This window comes from Thalassotalea coralli (genome assembly GCF_055786205.1).
Window position 1 is genome coordinate 1,161,156 of the sequence record NZ_JBVVBK010000001.1, and the last position, 16,544, is coordinate 1,177,699.

At 41.7% G+C, this 16,544-nt stretch carries 16 protein-coding genes; 11 read left to right on the forward strand and 5 right to left on the reverse strand.

Annotated elements, in window-relative coordinates:
- Window positions 1-2: 2 nt before the first annotated feature.
- Genes trpCF through aroF form a run of 5 tightly spaced genes read right to left on the reverse strand, consistent with a single transcriptional unit; the run spans window position 3 to window position 5,720 of the window.
- Complete coding sequence (gene trpCF, locus ACOB80_RS05150) at window positions 3-1,394, reverse strand: bifunctional indole-3-glycerol-phosphate synthase TrpC/phosphoribosylanthranilate isomerase TrpF (RefSeq protein ID WP_473164731.1); 1,392 nt, start codon at window positions 1,392-1,394, stop codon at window positions 3-5.
- Complete coding sequence (trpD, locus tag ACOB80_RS05155; RefSeq protein ID WP_473164732.1) at window positions 1,394-2,431, reverse strand: anthranilate phosphoribosyltransferase; 1,038 nt, start codon at window positions 2,429-2,431, stop codon at window positions 1,394-1,396. Before trpD ends, trpCF begins: the two co-directional genes overlap by 1 nt.
- Window positions 2,432-2,449: 18 nt before the next feature.
- Window positions 2,450-3,067 carry an aminodeoxychorismate/anthranilate synthase component II gene (locus tag ACOB80_RS05160; RefSeq protein ID WP_473164733.1) on the reverse strand — a complete coding sequence of 206 codons (618 nt, stop codon included), beginning with the start codon at window positions 3,065-3,067 and terminating at the stop codon, window positions 2,450-2,452.
- Window positions 3,068-3,069: 2 nt separating this feature from the next.
- Window positions 3,070-4,707 carry an anthranilate synthase component 1 gene (locus tag ACOB80_RS05165; RefSeq protein WP_473164734.1) on the reverse strand — a complete coding sequence of 546 codons (1,638 nt, stop codon included), beginning with the start codon at window positions 4,705-4,707 and terminating at the stop codon, window positions 3,070-3,072.
- The gene (gene aroF / locus ACOB80_RS05170; protein WP_473164735.1) at window positions 4,704-5,720 is read right to left on the reverse strand and encodes a 3-deoxy-7-phosphoheptulonate synthase; all 1,017 of its coding nucleotides are present in this window, start codon (window positions 5,718-5,720) and stop codon (window positions 4,704-4,706) included. Before aroF ends, ACOB80_RS05165 begins: the two co-directional genes overlap by 4 nt.
- A gap of 361 nt (window positions 5,721-6,081) precedes the next feature.
- On the opposite strand from aroF, the gene rnm reads away from it, so the two are divergent.
- The 11 genes from rnm (at window position 6,082) to pntB (ending at window position 16,462) form a co-directional block, all read left to right on the forward strand.
- Window positions 6,082-6,954 carry an RNase RNM gene (gene rnm / locus ACOB80_RS05175; RefSeq protein ID WP_473164736.1) on the forward strand — a complete coding sequence of 291 codons (873 nt, stop codon included), beginning with the start codon at window positions 6,082-6,084 and terminating at the stop codon, window positions 6,952-6,954.
- Between the two features lie 64 nt (window positions 6,955-7,018).
- Entirely contained in the window at window positions 7,019-7,639 is a 621-nt protein-coding gene (locus ACOB80_RS05180) for an L-threonylcarbamoyladenylate synthase (protein ID WP_473164737.1), read from the forward strand.
- 32 nt (window positions 7,640-7,671) lie between these two features.
- Window positions 7,672-8,496 (forward strand): segregation and condensation protein A, encoded by an 825-nt coding sequence (locus ACOB80_RS05185; RefSeq protein WP_473164738.1) that lies wholly within the window; start codon window positions 7,672-7,674, stop codon window positions 8,494-8,496.
- A 53-nt stretch (window positions 8,497-8,549) separates the two neighbouring features.
- Window positions 8,550-9,134, forward strand: a complete 585-nt coding sequence (scpB, locus tag ACOB80_RS05190) for an SMC-Scp complex subunit ScpB (RefSeq protein WP_473164739.1) — start codon at window positions 8,550-8,552, stop codon at window positions 9,132-9,134.
- A gap of 122 nt (window positions 9,135-9,256) precedes the next feature.
- Entirely contained in the window at window positions 9,257-10,117 is an 861-nt protein-coding gene (gene rluB, locus ACOB80_RS05195; RefSeq protein ID WP_473164740.1) for a 23S rRNA pseudouridine(2605) synthase RluB, read from the forward strand.
- A gap of 69 nt (window positions 10,118-10,186) precedes the next feature.
- Window positions 10,187-11,335, forward strand: coding sequence for a ribonuclease D (gene rnd / locus ACOB80_RS05200; protein WP_473164741.1), 1,149 nt, complete (start codon window positions 10,187-10,189; stop codon window positions 11,333-11,335).
- 59 nt (window positions 11,336-11,394) lie between these two features.
- Window positions 11,395-11,673, forward strand: a complete 279-nt coding sequence (locus ACOB80_RS05205) for a YcgL domain-containing protein (RefSeq protein ID WP_473164742.1) — start codon at window positions 11,395-11,397, stop codon at window positions 11,671-11,673.
- 33 nt (window positions 11,674-11,706) lie between these two features.
- Window positions 11,707-12,750 carry a lytic murein transglycosylase gene (locus tag ACOB80_RS05210; RefSeq protein WP_473164791.1) on the forward strand — a complete coding sequence of 348 codons (1,044 nt, stop codon included), beginning with the start codon at window positions 11,707-11,709 and terminating at the stop codon, window positions 12,748-12,750.
- Window positions 12,751-12,772: 22 nt separating this feature from the next.
- Window positions 12,773-13,282 carry a YcgN family cysteine cluster protein gene (locus tag ACOB80_RS05215; RefSeq protein ID WP_473164743.1) on the forward strand — a complete coding sequence of 170 codons (510 nt, stop codon included), beginning with the start codon at window positions 12,773-12,775 and terminating at the stop codon, window positions 13,280-13,282.
- Window positions 13,283-13,513: 231 nt separating this feature from the next.
- Window positions 13,514-15,052: a Re/Si-specific NAD(P)(+) transhydrogenase subunit alpha gene (locus tag ACOB80_RS05220; protein WP_473164744.1), complete on the forward strand. Its 1,539-nt coding sequence runs from the start codon at window positions 13,514-13,516 to the stop codon at window positions 15,050-15,052.
- Window positions 15,053-15,064: 12 nt separating this feature from the next.
- Window positions 15,065-16,462 (forward strand): Re/Si-specific NAD(P)(+) transhydrogenase subunit beta, encoded by a 1,398-nt coding sequence (pntB, locus tag ACOB80_RS05225; protein WP_473164745.1) that lies wholly within the window; start codon window positions 15,065-15,067, stop codon window positions 16,460-16,462.
- Window positions 16,463-16,544 lie beyond the last annotated feature (82 nt).

The following is a 16,544-nucleotide window of genomic DNA, read 5'->3' on the forward strand; positions in this document are numbered from 1 at the left end:
TATTAATAATTCCGTATTTTTGCGAAAGCTGTATTTAGCTTGTCGCGACATTTCTTACCTGGGCTTTGTTCAACGCCAGAGTTTAGGTCTAACCCTGCTAACTCCTCGTTAACAACAAGCGCCAGAGCGTTGTCGATATTTTCTTCGTTAAGGCCACCAGCAAGCATACTATCGCTAATATCTTGCTCAGTATTGGCTAACGCTCGCCAATCAAATGGCGTTCCGCTTCCAGGCTGTTTACCATCGAATAAGAAACGATCTACTTGATTTAACGTTAAAGCTGGTATTTGTTCATGGACAGCTACCGCTTTCCATATTTGGCAATCTTTTGGTAGCTGAGCGCTAAGTGTATCGATATAGGTTTGATCTTCTTTACCGTGTAATTGCACTGCTGTTAAGTTTAACTCTGCTGCAACCTTGGATACTTCAGCAATATCATGGTCAACAAAAACACCCACATAGGCTAATGAAGGCACTTGCTTAACAATTTCTGTTGCCTGCGCTTTGGTAACAAATCGAGGCGATTTTTCTGCAAAAATAAGCCCACCATAAACAGCGCCTGATTCCTGTGCTGATTGAGCAAATTCAGGCGCAGTTAAACCACATACTTTGTTTTCACCGAATATTAGCTTGCGACAAGCTAAGTCGACGTCGTCTTGTGCCATAACTGAGCTACCCACTAAGAAGCCATCTACAGCAGGGGCAATTTCACGTACTTGTTGGTTTGTGTAAATACCGGATTCAGAAATAATAATACGATCTTCTGGGATGTCTGGTGCAAACTCAAAAGTACGGGTAATGTCTGTGGAAAGATCACGTAAGTTGCGATTATTTATACCAATTAACTTAGCGTTTAAATCAATTGCTCGGGTTAACTCTTCCGGCGTTGAAACTTCCGTTAAAATGGCTAAATTGTATTGCTTAGCAACGTCTTCTAGCGCTTTGTATTCGTCATCGTTAAGCACGCTAAGCATCAGTAGTATTGCATCTGCGCCATAGTAACGTGCAAGGTGTACTTGATACGTGTCGACGAAAAAGTCCTTGTTTAATACTGGGCAGCTGACAAAGTCAGTGACTGTTTTTAGGTACTCAAATGTCCCTTGAAAGTATTTTTCGTCGGTTAGCACAGAAATAGCGGCCGCATATTTGTCATAAATACTGGCAATTTCTTTGACGTCAAAATCAGGGCGAATCAAGCCTTTAGAAGGTGAGGCCTTCTTGCATTCCAGTATAAACCCCGCGTGTGATTTGCCCTTAGTGCGATCTAACGCACCATAAAAATCTTTTGTACTTGGCGCTAAGCCATCGATAAAGCTTTCAAGCGGCATCTCTTGTTTGCGTTTAGCAACTTCAACGCGTTTATCTTCAACTATTTTTGCTAATACGTTTGCCATTAGGAGTCAGCTGCCTCTTTGTTAGAAATGTCTACCATAGCCGTTAATGTCTCTAAACCTTTTCCTGATGCTAAAACTTCGCTAGCTAACTGGCTGGCTGATTTTAAATCTGGCGCTAGTTCATGTAGGTAAAGGAGGGCTGCGCAGTTTAATACAACGGCGGCATTATGAGCGGATTTTCCCGTACCTGATAATATCGCGCGAATGTAATCGGCATTCTCTTGAGGAGTGCCACCTTTAATATCCTCTAATGTGTATCGCTCCAAGCCAAAATCTTCAGGAGTAATCACTTTATTGGTGATTTCACCGTTATTGATTTCACACACTTGCGTTTCACCATGTAAGGTGATTTCATCTAGGCCACTGCCGTGAACAACCCAGCCTCGCTTAACACCGGTGAGTACTAAACTTTTTGCCATTGTAGGAATAAGTTCAGGTGTATAAACACCAAGTAACATCACTTCCGGTTTCGCAGGGTTTACGAGTGGGCCTAGGATATTGAATAGAGTGCGGATGCCCATAGCTTTGCGCACAGGTCCAGCATGTTTAAAGCCCGGATGATAGGCAGGGGCATACAAAAAGCATACGTTTGACCGTGCTAAACATTCGCTTGCTATTTCAGGGGACATCATTAAGTTCACGCCAAATGCTTCAAGCAAGTCAGCTGAGCCAGACATACTTGAAACACTGCGGTTGCCATGCTTAGCCATTTTAATCCCGCAAGCAGCGGCTAAAATAGCCGCGGTTGTTGAAATGTTGATGGTATTAGCACCATCTCCACCTGTACCAACGCAATCGCTCACAGCATTAGTTTGTTCTGGGAATGGTGTGGCAAATTCTCTTACTGCAACCGCCGCACCTGCAATTTCTTCAGGGGTTTCACCTTTAATTTTTAACGCTGTAAGTACCGAGGCTAAAAGCTCAGGGGCAACGTCTCCTTTCATTACGCGGGTAAAGAAGGTTTGTGCTTGTTCTTGTGTTAATGATTTTCCGTCAACTAAAGCATTTAACACGTCTGTATTTGATTCTATGCTCATTTTATCTTCCTTAACTTGTTATTCGCTTGTCAGGCAGTCAATGCTTTGCGCTAACAAGGTGCTGCCATACGTAGTTAATATAGATTCGGGGTGAAACTGAAAACCTATGGCTTTGTCTTGAAGGTGATGGACAGCCATTGGTAACTCAACACCTTGGTCGGTGGTTAAACTCGCTGTTGTTTTAAGTTGCTCTGGCATCTCAATACCAACTAAAGAATGGTACCTAGCAACAGGTAGCGGGTTTTCTATGTTGGCAAACGCAGCCATTTCATCGTGTTGTACATTTGATGCTTTGCCGTGAACGATTTCAGGGGCTCGTCCTACTTTTCCACCGTAATGTTCAATTAATGCTTGGTGCCCTAAACAGATTCCCAGCATAGGGTATTTTCCTGCACACAGCTTAATTAGCGCCATTAAACAGCCAGCAGCAGCAGGTGTTCCTGGGCCTGGCGATAAAACAACGAGCGCAGGACCATCATGAGCTTGGATTTGCTCATAAATAAATTCTGCAGATAGAGTGTTTCGGTAGATAACTGGCTCAAAACCAAGGCACATGAACTCATCAACGAGGTTATAGGTAAATGAGTCTAAGTTATCTAGCATAAATATTTTTGTATTCGATGTGTTATTCGTCATGATTATGCCTCCTGCTCATGCGCCGTTGCATTACTAGATGCAGATACATTTTCAAGCTGCGCCGCTTTTTGAATTGCGTTAATAACAGCTCTAGCCTTGTGACGTGTTTCATCTGCTTCGGCTTGAGGAACTGAGTCGTAAACAACCCCCGCGCCAGCTTGCACATGCGCGACTCCATCCTTAACAAATGCGCTTCGAATAACAATACATGAATCCATTTCACCATCGCCAGTGTAATAACCGACAGCGCCGCCGTAACTACCACGGCGTTTGCCTTCATATTGACGAATTAACTCAGTTGCACGAACTTTAGGAGCGCCTGAAAGAGTACCCATATTCATACACGCTTGATACGCATGTAGGGCATCCAAATCGTCTGCCAAGGTGCCACATACACGAGAGACCAAGTGCATAACATGAGAGTATCTGTCGGTTTTCAGTAAATCTGCTACATAGCGCGTGCCAGGTTTGCTGACACGAGCAACATCGTTACGCGCTAAATCAACTAGCATGGTGTGTTCAGCTAGTTCTTTTTTGTCTTGACGAAGTTCTAATTCAATTCTGCAATCTAAGTCTAATGAGAAAGTACCGTCGGCTCTAAACCCTCTAGGGCGCGTTCCTGCAATAGGATAAATTTCCACTTGGCGGTTACTCGCCTGATATTTAATGGCAGATTCAGGTGATGCACCAAACATGCAAAAATCATCGTCTTGAAGATAGAACATGTATGGACTAGGGTTGCTTTCACGCAGGCACATGTAAGCATTGAAAGTGTCTTCACAAACAAGGCTGAAGGTTCTTGAAGGCACGACTTGGAAGATATCGCCAGCTTTAATGTGCTCTTTTAAAGATTCTACAGTTTGGCAAAAAGTCGCATCGTCAATATCAGTAGAGACTTCTAACTCTACAGGCACGTCTGTTGCTTTAGTTTGTGGTGGTAGAATATCTGATTCAACCAAGGTTTTAATATCTGATAGTCTGCGGGCTATTTCAAAATGACACTTTTGCATCTCTGAGCCAGAGAAAATATTGCCGATGACTTCACTCGCGCGTTTCTCATGGTCAATAATGACCATGGTTTCCGCTAAATAGAACACGAAATCAGGGCAAGTGTTTGGACCTTCATCAACTTGCGGTAACTGCTCAGCCATAGATATCATGTCAAAAGCAAATGCGCCGCCAAGAAATATGGCAAAAGGGTGGTGATTAATATTTTTAATCTGATCAAAAATTCGTAATGCCGAGAAGGCGTTATTGGCTAGTAAGCGCGACTTTTCATCTAACGGTTGTTCTACCGCAGCAAAAATTGCTTTTAACTGGCGGCCTTCTTTAGTCAAGGTGGCGCGTTCTGCCAAGGCCTGTTCAGCATAAGCACACGCGGCTTCGCCATTAAGTGTTAATGGTGTAAAAGTGACTTGATTACCGTTACAGACAATTTTTAACGCAGCATCAACTAATAATAAACTCTTAAGTTGATGCTTCTTATCTATTTCTGCAGACTCAAGCAATATATTGTTTTTGCTGTTTCCACATAGTTTTTTATACAAAGTTAGCGGGTCAGATTGATATTTTGCCTTTGCCGTTAAACTGTTTACTTGACCAAGTTTTTGGTCGCTTTCTGGATTAAAGTGCGGGCTCATAGCGATTTACCTGCTGCAGAAACAAAGGGTGAGATATCTGCCATCAGCGTTTTAAAGTCGTCTGACGTTAATGCTTGATGGCCATCAGAAAGTGCTTCTTTAGGATTTAAATGTGTTTCCACGATAATACCGTCTGCGCCAGCGGCTACTGCCGCGCGAGAAAGCGGGTTAATAAGCGATTTAACGCCTGTGCCGTGAGAAGGATCAACCAGTACCGGTAAATGAGATTTTTCTTTAAGTAATGCAACTGCGTTTAAATCTAAAGTATTGCGTGTCGCAGTTTCAAAAGTACGGATACCACGTTCACATAAAATTACGTTGGGGTTACCGGCATTAATAATGTATTCAGCCGCTAACAGCAGTTCTTCTATCGTAGCGCTCATACCACGCTTTAATAAAACCGCTTTATCTGTTTGTTTACCAACCGCTTCTAATAAACGGAAGTTTTGCATATTGCGAGCACCAATTTGATAACAATCTACATAGTCGTGCATGAGTTCTGCATCATTTGGATCGATTATCTCGGAAACAATGGCCATATCGTACTTTTCACGGGCTTGCTTAAGTAGTTTTAATCCTTCTTCGCCTAAGCCTTGAAAGCTGTATGGGCTAGTACGAGGTTTAAATGCGCCGCCCCTTAGCATGGTGATACCTTGTTGTTGCAGCATTTCGCTAACACCAAAAAGTTGCTCTTCACTCTCTACCGAGCATGGTCCTGCAATAATGGAGAATTGATTGCCACCCACTTTTTGTTTACCAATTGAGATAATGGAGTCGTGAGCTTGCAACTCGCGGCTAACTAACTTGTATGGACTTAATACTGGTTTTAATTCATCTACCATAGGGTAGGCGTCTAAATGAAGTTGTGATAAAACGCGTTCATCGCCGAGCGCGCCTAGTACGGTGCGTTCAACACCTGGCATATAAAGAGGTTTTAAGCCTAAGCTGGCTATTTTGTCTAGAATTTCACGCGCATCTTGTTCAGTTGCGTGAGGCTTTAATACGATAATCATGTTGTTTCCTTGGTTTTAATTGAGTTCTGTCATCCGGCGTAAATCGGCTGAAGCCACCAAATAAACCAACTTTTTACTTTAGTTGTTAACATTAAAATGCTCACTTTGTTGATTTTCAATATGCTGATTATTCATCAGCGTAAAAACTAAAAAACCCGCCTAGTTTGACTATGCGGGTTTCGGATATCTTTTTCTGCAAATACAGTAACTTCTCACAACCCACTATGTCGAGCTATGCCACCACCAAATGTTTGTTACTGAAATGTTCATTGTCATGTTGAAAGTCTTCTTAAAATTCATTGGCTAAATGCCGTTTACTCAGTACAATGCCTTTGCAAAATCCCCTATAGAAAACCTTATTATGTCTATGATGTCAACCGAAAAATGCAGTGACTATAAAAATTTACGAGTTGATCTTCATACTCACACCACATGTTCTGACGGTGCTCTTACGCCCCAAGAGCTTATATTACGGGCGACTAACCACCAAATTGATGTCTTGGCGATAACTGATCACGATAGCGTAGCAGGATTAGATATTGCAAAACAATATATAGAGCAGGAGCAATCTGCTTTGACACTCGTCGATGGTGTCGAAATATCTACTCGTTGGCACAACTTTGAAATTCATATCGTTGGTTTAAATATTGATACCAATTCACCAGAGTTAAAGCAGTTATTGGCGGCGCAGCAACAAGCACGCGTCGATAGAGCAACAAAAATTGGTGAAAAGCTCACTAAATGCGGCTTCCCTGATATTTACCCAGCAGCAAAAACGTTAGCAAAAGGCGCTAGTATCACAAGAGCACATTTTGCCAAAGCTATGTTGAACGCTGGTTATGTCAATCATTTACAAGCAGCTTTTGATAAATACCTTGGAAAGGGCAAGCGGGCTTATGTGAAACCAGGATGGTGTGATATTGAAACGGCGGTGAAAGTAATTCATCAAGCGGGCGGGAATTCGGTTATGGCGCACCCTGTTCGTTACGATATGACGACTAAATGGTTAAGACGTTTAGTGTTAGAGTTTAAATCATATGGTGGCCAAGGTTTAGAAATAGTTTTACCTCAAATGAGTAACGCACAGCATCAATTAATGCTAAGCTTTTGTTTAGAGTATGAAATGAAAGCTTCGATGGGATCAGATTTTCATTACCCTGGTGGTTGGAGTGAGCTTGGTAAAAATCTCAAAATGCCAGAGCAAGTTGAACCCATTTGGCAGCTTTGGAATTAACACTAAGTGTTTTGTTTCACTATAACCGCTTTGCATTTCCAATCATTCATTAAGGACCTAATTTATGAGTCAGTTTTTTTACGTGCACCCAGACAACCCACAAGGTCGATTAATGAAGCAGGCAGCGGAAATTATTCGACAAGGTGGCGTTATTGTTTATCCAACGGATTCAGGATATGCAATTGGTTGCCATATTGGTGATAAAAAAGCTTTAGATCGTATTTGTGCTATTCGCAAAATTGAAAAAGACCATAATTTTACTTTGGTTTGTCGTGATTTATCCGAGCTTTCAGAATATGCTCGCGTCGATAACTCTGCGTTTAGACTTCTTAAAAATAATACGCCTGGACCTTATACCTTTATTTTTAAGGCGAGTAAGGAAGTACCCAAACGATTGATGAACCCTAAGAAACGCACCATAGGGATTCGAGTCCCTGATAATGCAATCAGCCAAGCGTTATTAGAAGCTTTAGAAGAACCTTTGATGTCGACGACATTGATCATGCCGGGACAGGATTTCGCTGAGTATGACCCTGAATTGATTCGAGATGCGTTAGAGCATCAAGTGGACTTAATTATTCATGGCGGGCATCTAGGCGAGCACCCGACGACGGTTATTGACTTTTCTGATGGCGACGCCACTGTCATTCGCGTCGGAGAGGGTGATCCTTCCCCGTTTGAGTAAGCGGCTAAGCTAAATGAGCGCAATAAGTTAGCATGAGCAATTTCGATAATATGATCCAACAGCCATTGCCGCTAGCCTATATTCACGGCGAGGCGGTTGTTGAGAAGCCTGAGGATTTGTTTATTCCACCGAATGCGCTTGAAGTTATTTTAGAGCAATTTGAAGGCCCGCTGGATTTACTGCTTTACCTGATTCGTAAGCAAAAATTCGATATTTTGGATTTACCCATTGCGCCAATAACACAACAATACATGCGTTATATTGAGGTATTAAAGAATGCCAGCACTGAACTTGTTGGTGACTACTTAGTGATGGCATCTACATTAGCCGAAATTAAGTCTCGGTTATTGTTACCTAAGCCAGAAGTAGAGAATGACGACGAAGATCCTCGACAAGCCTTAGTCAGGCGACTACAGCTTTACGAGATATATAAAGATGCTGCGCAAAAGCTGGATGAATTACCACAATTAGAGCGAGATTTGTTAACAGCACGGCTTTCGTTACAGCAAGAGATGGATAGCCCATTACCGCCAGTTGATGTTTCGCTTGCAGATTTACACCAAGCCTTTAAGCACTTGTTAAACCGTGCACAAGCCTTTGAGCATCATCATGTAGAAAAAGAGCGATTGTCGACAAGAGAGCGAATAGGGCGCATTATTGAAAGGCTGGAAGTCTCTGGACATGATATCTGGCATAAATTTTCAGTGTGCTTCGAAATTAAAGAAGGCAAGGCTGGCGTTGTGGTGAGCTTTCTTGCTTTATTGTCTTTGCTAAAAGATGGTTTAATCAAGGTTAAGTCAGACGAAGAGTCTGGGCAGATTATGTTGGCGTTAACTTATACCGATTACGCTGACTGACGATTAATACTAAGTGCAACTTTATTAACGGTAAATAGGATTACAACCAGCAGATGACTGATTTATCAGTGCAATTGTCGAATAATAAGAAAAAGCTAACGCCAACTAAAATGGTTCATTTAGTTGAGGCGACTCTATTTACCGAGCAAAAACCGCTGTCGACAAAAGAGCTATTTGAATTGTTGTCTACTACGGTGCAAATAACTAAAAAGCAAGTTGCCGACGCTTTAGATGAACTTCAAATTCAATATCAAGAAAGAGGCGTAAACTTAGTTAAGCTAGCGTCTGGTTATCAATTTATCGTCAGTAAAGAGTTAAGTAATGAGCTTAACGATGCTCGGCAGGCAAAACCCGTCAAACTTTCGCGTGCTATGTTAGAGACCTTAGCATTGATTGCTTATAAACAACCGATTACGAGAAGTGAAATTGAGGATGTCCGCGGTGTCGCTGTAGGTAGCCAGATTATTCGTGGCTTATTAGACAGAGAGTGGATCCGTTTGGTTGGGCATAAAGACGTTCCTGGTCGGCCTGCGATGTATGGAACTACTAAAGCATTCTTAGATCATTTTTCTTTAAAGTCTATAAAAGAGTTACCTGAATTAAAAAGTATCGAAGAATATACTTTCGACCCGAGCTAATTGCAGGATATAATACGCATCGACCACTTTGGCGTGATTGCTAAAGTGGCAACAAAGAGACAGAGACTTAGCGTTAACTTGTATTCGAGTTGCGTGATGTTACTGCCGGAAAGAGAAAGAGCATGTCTGAAAAATTACAGAAAGTCCTAGCGCGAGCAGGCAAGGGTTCTCGTAGAGAAATGGAAACCCTAATTAGCGCTGGACGCGTCAGTGTAGATGGTAAAGTTGCCCGATTAGGCGACCGCATTGAAGGAACTGAACAAGTTCGAGTCGATGGTCACCAAGTTCATCTAACTCCACAAACTGAAGAAGTTTGTCGCATTTTGATGTACAACAAGCCGGAAGGCGAAATGTGTACGCGTAAAGATCCAGAAGGACGTCCAACGGTATTCGATCGTTTACCCAAACTAGAGTCCGGTCGTTGGATTGCTGTTGGTCGTTTAGATATTAATACCCAGGGCATGCTACTGTTTACTACTGACGGTGAATTGGCAAATCGATTAATGCACCCCTCACGCAAGGTAGAGCGTGAATATGCGGTTCGTGTTTTTGGTGAAGTTGATGATGCCATGTTGAACCGCCTAAAAACGGGTGTAAAACTTGAAGATGGCCCTGCGAAATTTCAACAGATTTTTTATCGTGGTGGAGAAGGGCGCAACCATTGGTTCCATGTAGTGCTGTCAGAAGGGCGAAATCGCGAAGTAAGACGACTTTGGGAAAGCCAAGATGTTCAGGTGTCGCGCCTAATTCGAGTTCGTTATGGCGATATAGAGCTTAGACGCCAATTACCTTTAGGTGGTTGGATTGAGCTGCCAATTAAAGAAGTCAATTACTACCGTAAGCTGGTAGGCTTATCTGCTGAAACTAAGTCAAAACTTCGTGTTGACGAAAAGGCGATGGATAATGCCAAAGCAAGGCGCATTAGACGAAGTGTTAAAAAACACCAACATCGTCACCAGCAACAAACAAGGCGTCGCCGTTAATTCGAGTCGCCTTGCCTTGTTTAGAAAATACTAATAATAGCTAACTTAGAGTAATAGGAGAGTCGTGTAATGCAGTCATTTTATGTGACGTCTCACCAACAATTAACAGAATTGTGTGGTCAATTTGCAAAAGCCGAGCATTTGGCAATTGATACCGAATTTGTGCGAACACGCACTTTATTTCCTAAGTTAGGCCTGATCCAAATATCAGATGGACAAACGATAGCGTTAGTTGATCCTATTGAAATTGATGATTTATCTCCTGTGTGGCGATTACTCGAAGATGAAAACTTAGTTAAAGTTATTCATGCTTGCCCTGAAGATCTTGAAGTTTTCCTAACATGGGGTGATTGCCAGCCAGCAAATTTAATTGATAGCCAGTTAATGGCCTCGTTTTTAGGGCATGGTCTATCGGTAGGGTATGCTACCTTAGTAGAGCATTATTTAGATATTCGATTAGATAAGTCTGATTCAAGAACTGACTGGACGAAAAGACCACTATCGGAAAGCCAGCTACGTTATGCTGAAGCGGATGTAACACACTTACATAAGATTTATCCTTTATTATTAGCGGATATTCGTAAAACGCCCTGGGAACAAGCGGCAAAACAAGAAACGCAATCGTTAATTAATAAAAAGTTCACCCCGATCTTGCTTGACGAGTTATATCACTCGGTAAAAATGAGTTGGAAGTTATCACCTAAGCAACTTAATAATCTTAAATTTCTTGCGAGCTGGCGTTATCAACTAGCGGTAGAAAAAGATCGCCCGATTGGATTTATTGCTAAAGATCACACCATTATTAATGTTGCGATGCGCTCACCTAAAAGTGTTGGTGCGATGGCCAACATCGATGGCGTTGATGTGTTGGATGTAAGGCACAAGGGCAAAGCCATGTTAGCGGTTCTTCGCCAAGCTGATAACGTTGAACCAGAGCAGTATCCAGAAAAAATTAGACGATTGGATGAATACCCAGGATATAAGCAGTTATTTAAGAAAGTGAAAAACTTTATATCTAAACAAGCAGAGACTATTGGTTTAGCACCTGAAGTATGTGCTTCTAAAAAGCAAATCAATCAACTCATGTCTGCTTACTACAATAATAACTTACCTGAAGGCGAGACTAACCAAGTAGATTTGTTGTTTGGTTGGCGCTACCTTTCATTTGGTGAAGTGCTATTAAAGCACGCTAAATCTCGCTTTAGTGAGCTGACGTGATAAAAGTTGGCATGCTATATTTTTATTTTAATTCTTCTTTAAATTTGTAGGGTTTTACTATGCTATGCGCCGTATATCGCAGTGCGAAAAAAGAGCAAACTTATTTATACGTTAACAAACGCGACGATTTCAGTCAGGTACCAGAAGCTTTAATGAAAATGTTTGGTACGCCAAATTTAGTGACTATAGTAAACCTTGCCGATCGTACTTCTTTGGCGCTTGCTGATATCGCTAAAGTTAAGTCAGAACTTCAAGAAAATGGTTTCTATCTTCAGTTGCCACCACCGAAAGAAGATTTGTTAGCTGAGCATAAAGCTCAGATGAAGCCAAAGCATTAGTATTAAGTTTTTACCGCGCTTATAACTGAAGGAATTTTAATGAAAGTTTCCACAATTCTAGCCAGTATTTTATTCATAGCCTCGAGTACTCACGTTAATGTTCAAGCGAAAGAATTAACGGAAGAAGGCTTTAAGCAATACTTAGTAGAGTTGAAAAAAATAGCGATAGAAAAAGGCTTTGAACCTAGTTTTGTCGAACAGAGCTTTGCCAATGCAAAGTTTCGTAAGCGTGCTGTTAAAAAAGATAGAAACCAACCTGAACGTGTTGAAACTCTCGATACTTATTTACCAAAGCGTGTTCCGCAATGGAAAGTAGATAGAGCCAGAGCCAAATATAAAGAACACTACCCGATGCTTGAACGTATTGGTAAACAGTACGGTGTTCAGCCAAGATTTATTGTTGCCTTATGGGGCTTAGAAACTAACTTCGGCAAGATTATGGGCAATTACAATGTTGTTTCCGCATTATCTACTTTGGCTTATGAAGGCAGAAGAGAAGCCTTCTTTCAAAAGCAGTTATGGGCAGCATTAACCATAGTGCAAGAAGGACATATTTCAGCAGAAAATATGAAAGGTTCTTGGGCTGGCGCTATGGGGCAAAACCAGTTTATGCCTACTTCATTTCTTGCTTACGCGGTAGATGGTGACGGCGACGGTAAAAAAGATATTTGGCAAAACCAAGAAGATGTTTTTGCCTCTATGGCAAACTACTTGGTAAAAGCAGGATGGAATGACCAACTGACTTGGGGCAGACAGGTTAAATTACCTCAAGAGTTTGATTTGACTCTCGCGATCCCTAAAAAACATGGTGGTCGTAAAAAGTGGCAACAGCATTGGAAACGATTAGAAAAGCCACTATCAGAATGGCAAGCGCTTGGGGTAAGAAGAGCGGACGGCTCGGACTTACCTGTAACAGATCTAAAAGCTGCGTTGATTTTCCCTGACAATGAGAAAGGGAGAGTGTATTTAGCTTATGATAATTACAAAAGCTTAATGAACTGGAATTTCTCGTATTATTTTGTCACCTCGGTTGGTTATTTATCAGACCGTATCAAGTACCCAGCCGTTGAACTTTAACGACACAATTTAAGTAAGTAGCATGAAAACAATTAAACCATTCTGGCAAGAAAAAACTTTAGCAGAGATGACTCGACAAGAGTGGGAATCTTTATGTGATGGCTGTGCTAAATGCTGCTTACACACCTTTATCGACGATGATTCAACCGATGAAGAAGTAGGTTTTGAATCGACTTCTCACCTTAACGAGGGCGAGCAAGTTGTTTATTCGAATATTGTTTGCCATCTACTCAACGATAAAACATGTCAATGCACACAATACAGTAAAAGAACTAAGTTAGTGCCTGATTGCGTGCAATTAACCCAAGATAACCTGGAAGATGTGTTCTTTATGCCACCGAGCTGTTCTTATCGACGACTTCAGGAAGGTCGAGGATTACCAAGTTGGCATCCATTACTAAATAAAGGCAAAAAGTCAGCGATGCACAAAGCCGGAATGTCTGTACGTGGAAAAGTCGTAAAAGATGATGAAGCAGACATTGCCTATTTTGAAGATAATATCGTTACTTGGCCTTTAGACGATATCGATTAAGACGCAAAGGCTTATTTTATATATCAATTATCCATCAACTTTCTTTAATACTATTTGCGCTTTACCCGTTATGTTAAGCGCATTATTTCTCCAGCTTTGTAACGAAGAATAACATTCACCTACCTTATGTTGACTATTGTTTACGCATTTCTGCTTGATTAATCATCACAACGTGGTAAAAAATTAATCACAACAGTGTGTTGTTTAAACAAAATAATAAGAAGGTGCTAAATGATAATAGGCGTTGTCAAAGAATCACTACGGGGAGAAAACCGAATAGCGGCTTCTCCCACCAGCGTAAAAGGACTAGTTGAACTTGGTTTTGACGTCCACATTCAAAAAGGAGCAGGAACAAAAGCAAGTTTTGCTGATGCTGATTTCGAAAACGTTGGCGCCGTTATTGTAACTAAGAAGAAAGCATGGCAGTGCGATGTAGTGCTAAAAGTAAATGCTCCCACTTTAGATGAAACAGCAGAGTTAAAAGAGGGCGCGACACTCATTAGTTTAATTGCACCTGCTCAATCTCCAGAGTTATTAGAAGCTCTGCGCGCTAAATCAATCACTACGCTCGCCATGGATATGGTGCCGCGTATGACCAAAACTCAATCTTTAGATGCTCTCAGCTCCATGGCAAACATCGCTGGTTATCGAGCGGTTGTTGAATCGACTAATACCTTTGGCCGATTTTTGACTGGGCAAATTACTGCGGCAGGGAATTTGCCTCCTGCAAAAGTGCTCATTATTGGTGCTGGCGTAGCAGGTCTCGCTGCAATAGGCACTGCTGGAAGTTTAGGGGCTATTGTTCGCGCTTTTGACACTCGCCCGGAAGTGAAAGAACAAATTGAAAGCATGGGCGCTGAGTTTCTAGAGCTTGATTACGAAGAGCCTGAAGATACAGGAAGCGGTGATGGCTATGCAAAGGAAATGAGTAAAGCTTTTATCGATGCTGAGATGGCACTTTTTGCTGAACAGGCGAAAGATGTCGATATTATTATTACTACTGCGATGATCCCTGGTAAACCCGCTCCTAAACTTATTACTGAAGATATGGTTGCCTCAATGAAAACAGGTAGCGTGATCGTTGATTTAGCGGCTGCTGGAGGTGGTAACTGCGAGCTTACCGTTGCTGGTAAGCTGGTTGATGTAAATGGTGTAAAAATTATCGGTTACACTGATTTAGTCTCTCGCTTACCTAACCAAGCATCACAGCTTTATGCTAATAACTTAGTTAATTTACTAAAACTACTAACGCCGAACAAAGATGGTGAAGTCACGGTAAACATCGAAGATGAAGTTATTCGTCACATGACCGTTGTTCATCAAGATGAAATAAGTTTCCCTCCACCTCCCATTAAAGTCAGCGCGGCACCGGTAAAACCAGCGCCTAAAAAACAAGAGACGCAAGAAATAAAAGAGGCAGAGCCTAAATCTTCAACTAAAAAATATGCTGCTATGGCAATTGGTGGCTTAGCCTTTTTGTGGATTGCCAGTGTGGCCCCGGCAGACTTTTTAGCCCACTTTACTGTATTCGTTTTAGCCTGTGTTATTGGTTATTACGTGGTATGGAATGTTACTCATGCTTTGCATACACCTTTGATGAGTGTAACAAACGCCATCTCAGGCATAATTATTGTCGGTGCCTTGTTGCAAGTAGGTAGTGGCAGCTTCTTAATACAACTGCTTTCGGGGGTAGCAATCTTAATTGCTACCATCAACATAGTTGGCGGATTTGCCGTCACTAAACGCATGTTAAAAATGTTTCGCAAGTAGGAGAAGTTGCACATGACTACTGGAATGATCACTGCAGCTTATCTAGTTGCTGCATTACTTTTTATATTTAGTTTATCGGGCTTAAGTAAGCAGGAGACTGCACAAAATGGTAATACCTTCGGCATGATAGGTATGCTTATCGCGCTTATAGCTACAATTGCAGACCCACGGGTTGATAATTACGGCATTATCATTGTGACTATGGCTATTGGTGCATTTATCGGTTTGTCGCTGGCGCGACGTGTAGAAATGACTCAAATGCCTGAGTTAGTCGCGATATTACATAGTTTTGTTGGTTTAGCGGCTGTTTTGGTCGGCTTTAATAGTTATTTTGAAATGGCTCATGAAGCTCAGCTAATACTGACTGATGCTCAGCAAACTAAAATTACGATACATTTAGTTGAAGTATTTTTAGGCGTGTTTATTGGCGCGGTTACCTTTACTGGCTCTGTTGTCGCGTTTGGCAAACTACGCGGCGTTATAAACTCCGCAGCATTAGTTTTACCGCAGCGTCATAAAATGAATCTGGCCGCTGGAATCGTTAGCTTTGTTTTAATGATTTACTTCGTTCAACAAGGTGGCTCTAACTTCGCCTTGTACCTGATGACAGCAATTGCATTGGTATTTGGCTGGCATTTAGTGGCATCAATCGGTGGTGCTGATATGCCAGTCGTCGTATCTATGTTGAATTCTTATTCAGGTTGGGCGGCAGCGGCAGCAGGTTTTATGTTAAGCAATGATTTACTTATTGTAACTGGAGCTTTAGTTGGCTCATCAGGCGCTATTTTATCTTACATCATGTGTAAAGCGATGAACCGCTCTTTTATCAGTGTAATCGCTGGAGGTTTTGGCAATGACCCTGTGTCTGATGGTGATAAAGATTACGGCGAGCATGTTGAAATACAAGCTGAACAAGTGGCTAGCATGTTAACTGAAGCTAAGTCAGTGGTTATCACTCCCGGTTATGGTATGGCTGTAGCTCAGGCGCAATATCCAGTTTTCGAACTTACTCAAAAATTAAAAGAGAAGGGCGTTAATGTGCGGTTTGGCATTCACCCTGTTGCAGGTCGACTACCTGGTCACATGAATGTTCTTTTAGCTGAGGCGAAAGTGCCGTATGACGTGGTTCTCGGTATGGAAGAGATCAATCCCGATTTACCAGAAACTGATGTTGTTCTTGTCATAGGCGCAAATGACACGGTTAATCCCGCAGCGTCTGAAGACCCTGGAAGTCCAATTGCAGGAATGCCCGTTTTAGAGGTGTGGAATGCAAAACAAGTTGTTGTTTTTAAACGCTCAATGAATACCGGCTATGCTGGCGTTCAAAACCCATTGTTCTTTAAGGACAATACCCAGATGCTTTTTGGTGATGCGAAAGCAAGTGTTGAAAAAATATCGCAGGCGATTTAATTGCGGCAGTTCAGCAACTGAAATAACTTAATTTAAAAACAATCCTTATAAAAATACCGCTATGGATATATGTGAACTAACA

What these genes read in the sequence shown, in the direction of transcription:
- ACOB80_RS05185 (WP_473164738.1), top strand. Translation starts at nt 7,672, where the DNA reads ATGAGCAATTTCGATAATATGATCCAACAGCCATTGCCGCTAGCCTAT.
- aroF (WP_473164735.1), bottom strand. Translation starts at nt 5,720, where the DNA reads ATGATTATCGTATTAAAGCCTCACGCAACTGAACAAGATGCGCGTGAA.
- scpB (WP_473164739.1), top strand. Translation starts at nt 8,550, where the DNA reads ATGACTGATTTATCAGTGCAATTGTCGAATAATAAGAAAAAGCTAACG.
- ACOB80_RS05165 (WP_473164734.1), bottom strand. Translation starts at nt 4,707, where the DNA reads ATGAGCCCGCACTTTAATCCAGAAAGCGACCAAAAACTTGGTCAAGTA.
- ACOB80_RS05160 (WP_473164733.1), bottom strand. Translation starts at nt 3,067, where the DNA reads ATGACGAATAACACATCGAATACAAAAATATTTATGCTAGATAACTTA.
- pntB (WP_473164745.1), top strand. Translation starts at nt 15,065, where the DNA reads ATGACTACTGGAATGATCACTGCAGCTTATCTAGTTGCTGCATTACTT.
- trpCF (WP_473164731.1), bottom strand. Translation starts at nt 1,394, where the DNA reads ATGGCAAACGTATTAGCAAAAATAGTTGAAGATAAACGCGTTGAAGTT.
- rnm (WP_473164736.1), top strand. Translation starts at nt 6,082, where the DNA reads ATGTCTATGATGTCAACCGAAAAATGCAGTGACTATAAAAATTTACGA.
- rluB (WP_473164740.1), top strand. Translation starts at nt 9,257, where the DNA reads ATGTCTGAAAAATTACAGAAAGTCCTAGCGCGAGCAGGCAAGGGTTCT.
- ACOB80_RS05180 (WP_473164737.1), top strand. Translation starts at nt 7,019, where the DNA reads ATGAGTCAGTTTTTTTACGTGCACCCAGACAACCCACAAGGTCGATTA.
- ACOB80_RS05215 (WP_473164743.1), top strand. Translation starts at nt 12,773, where the DNA reads ATGAAAACAATTAAACCATTCTGGCAAGAAAAAACTTTAGCAGAGATG.
- rnd (WP_473164741.1), top strand. Translation starts at nt 10,187, where the DNA reads ATGCAGTCATTTTATGTGACGTCTCACCAACAATTAACAGAATTGTGT.
- trpD (WP_473164732.1), bottom strand. Translation starts at nt 2,431, where the DNA reads ATGAGCATAGAATCAAATACAGACGTGTTAAATGCTTTAGTTGACGGA.
- ACOB80_RS05220 (WP_473164744.1), top strand. Translation starts at nt 13,514, where the DNA reads ATGATAATAGGCGTTGTCAAAGAATCACTACGGGGAGAAAACCGAATA.
- ACOB80_RS05205 (WP_473164742.1), top strand. Translation starts at nt 11,395, where the DNA reads ATGCTATGCGCCGTATATCGCAGTGCGAAAAAAGAGCAAACTTATTTA.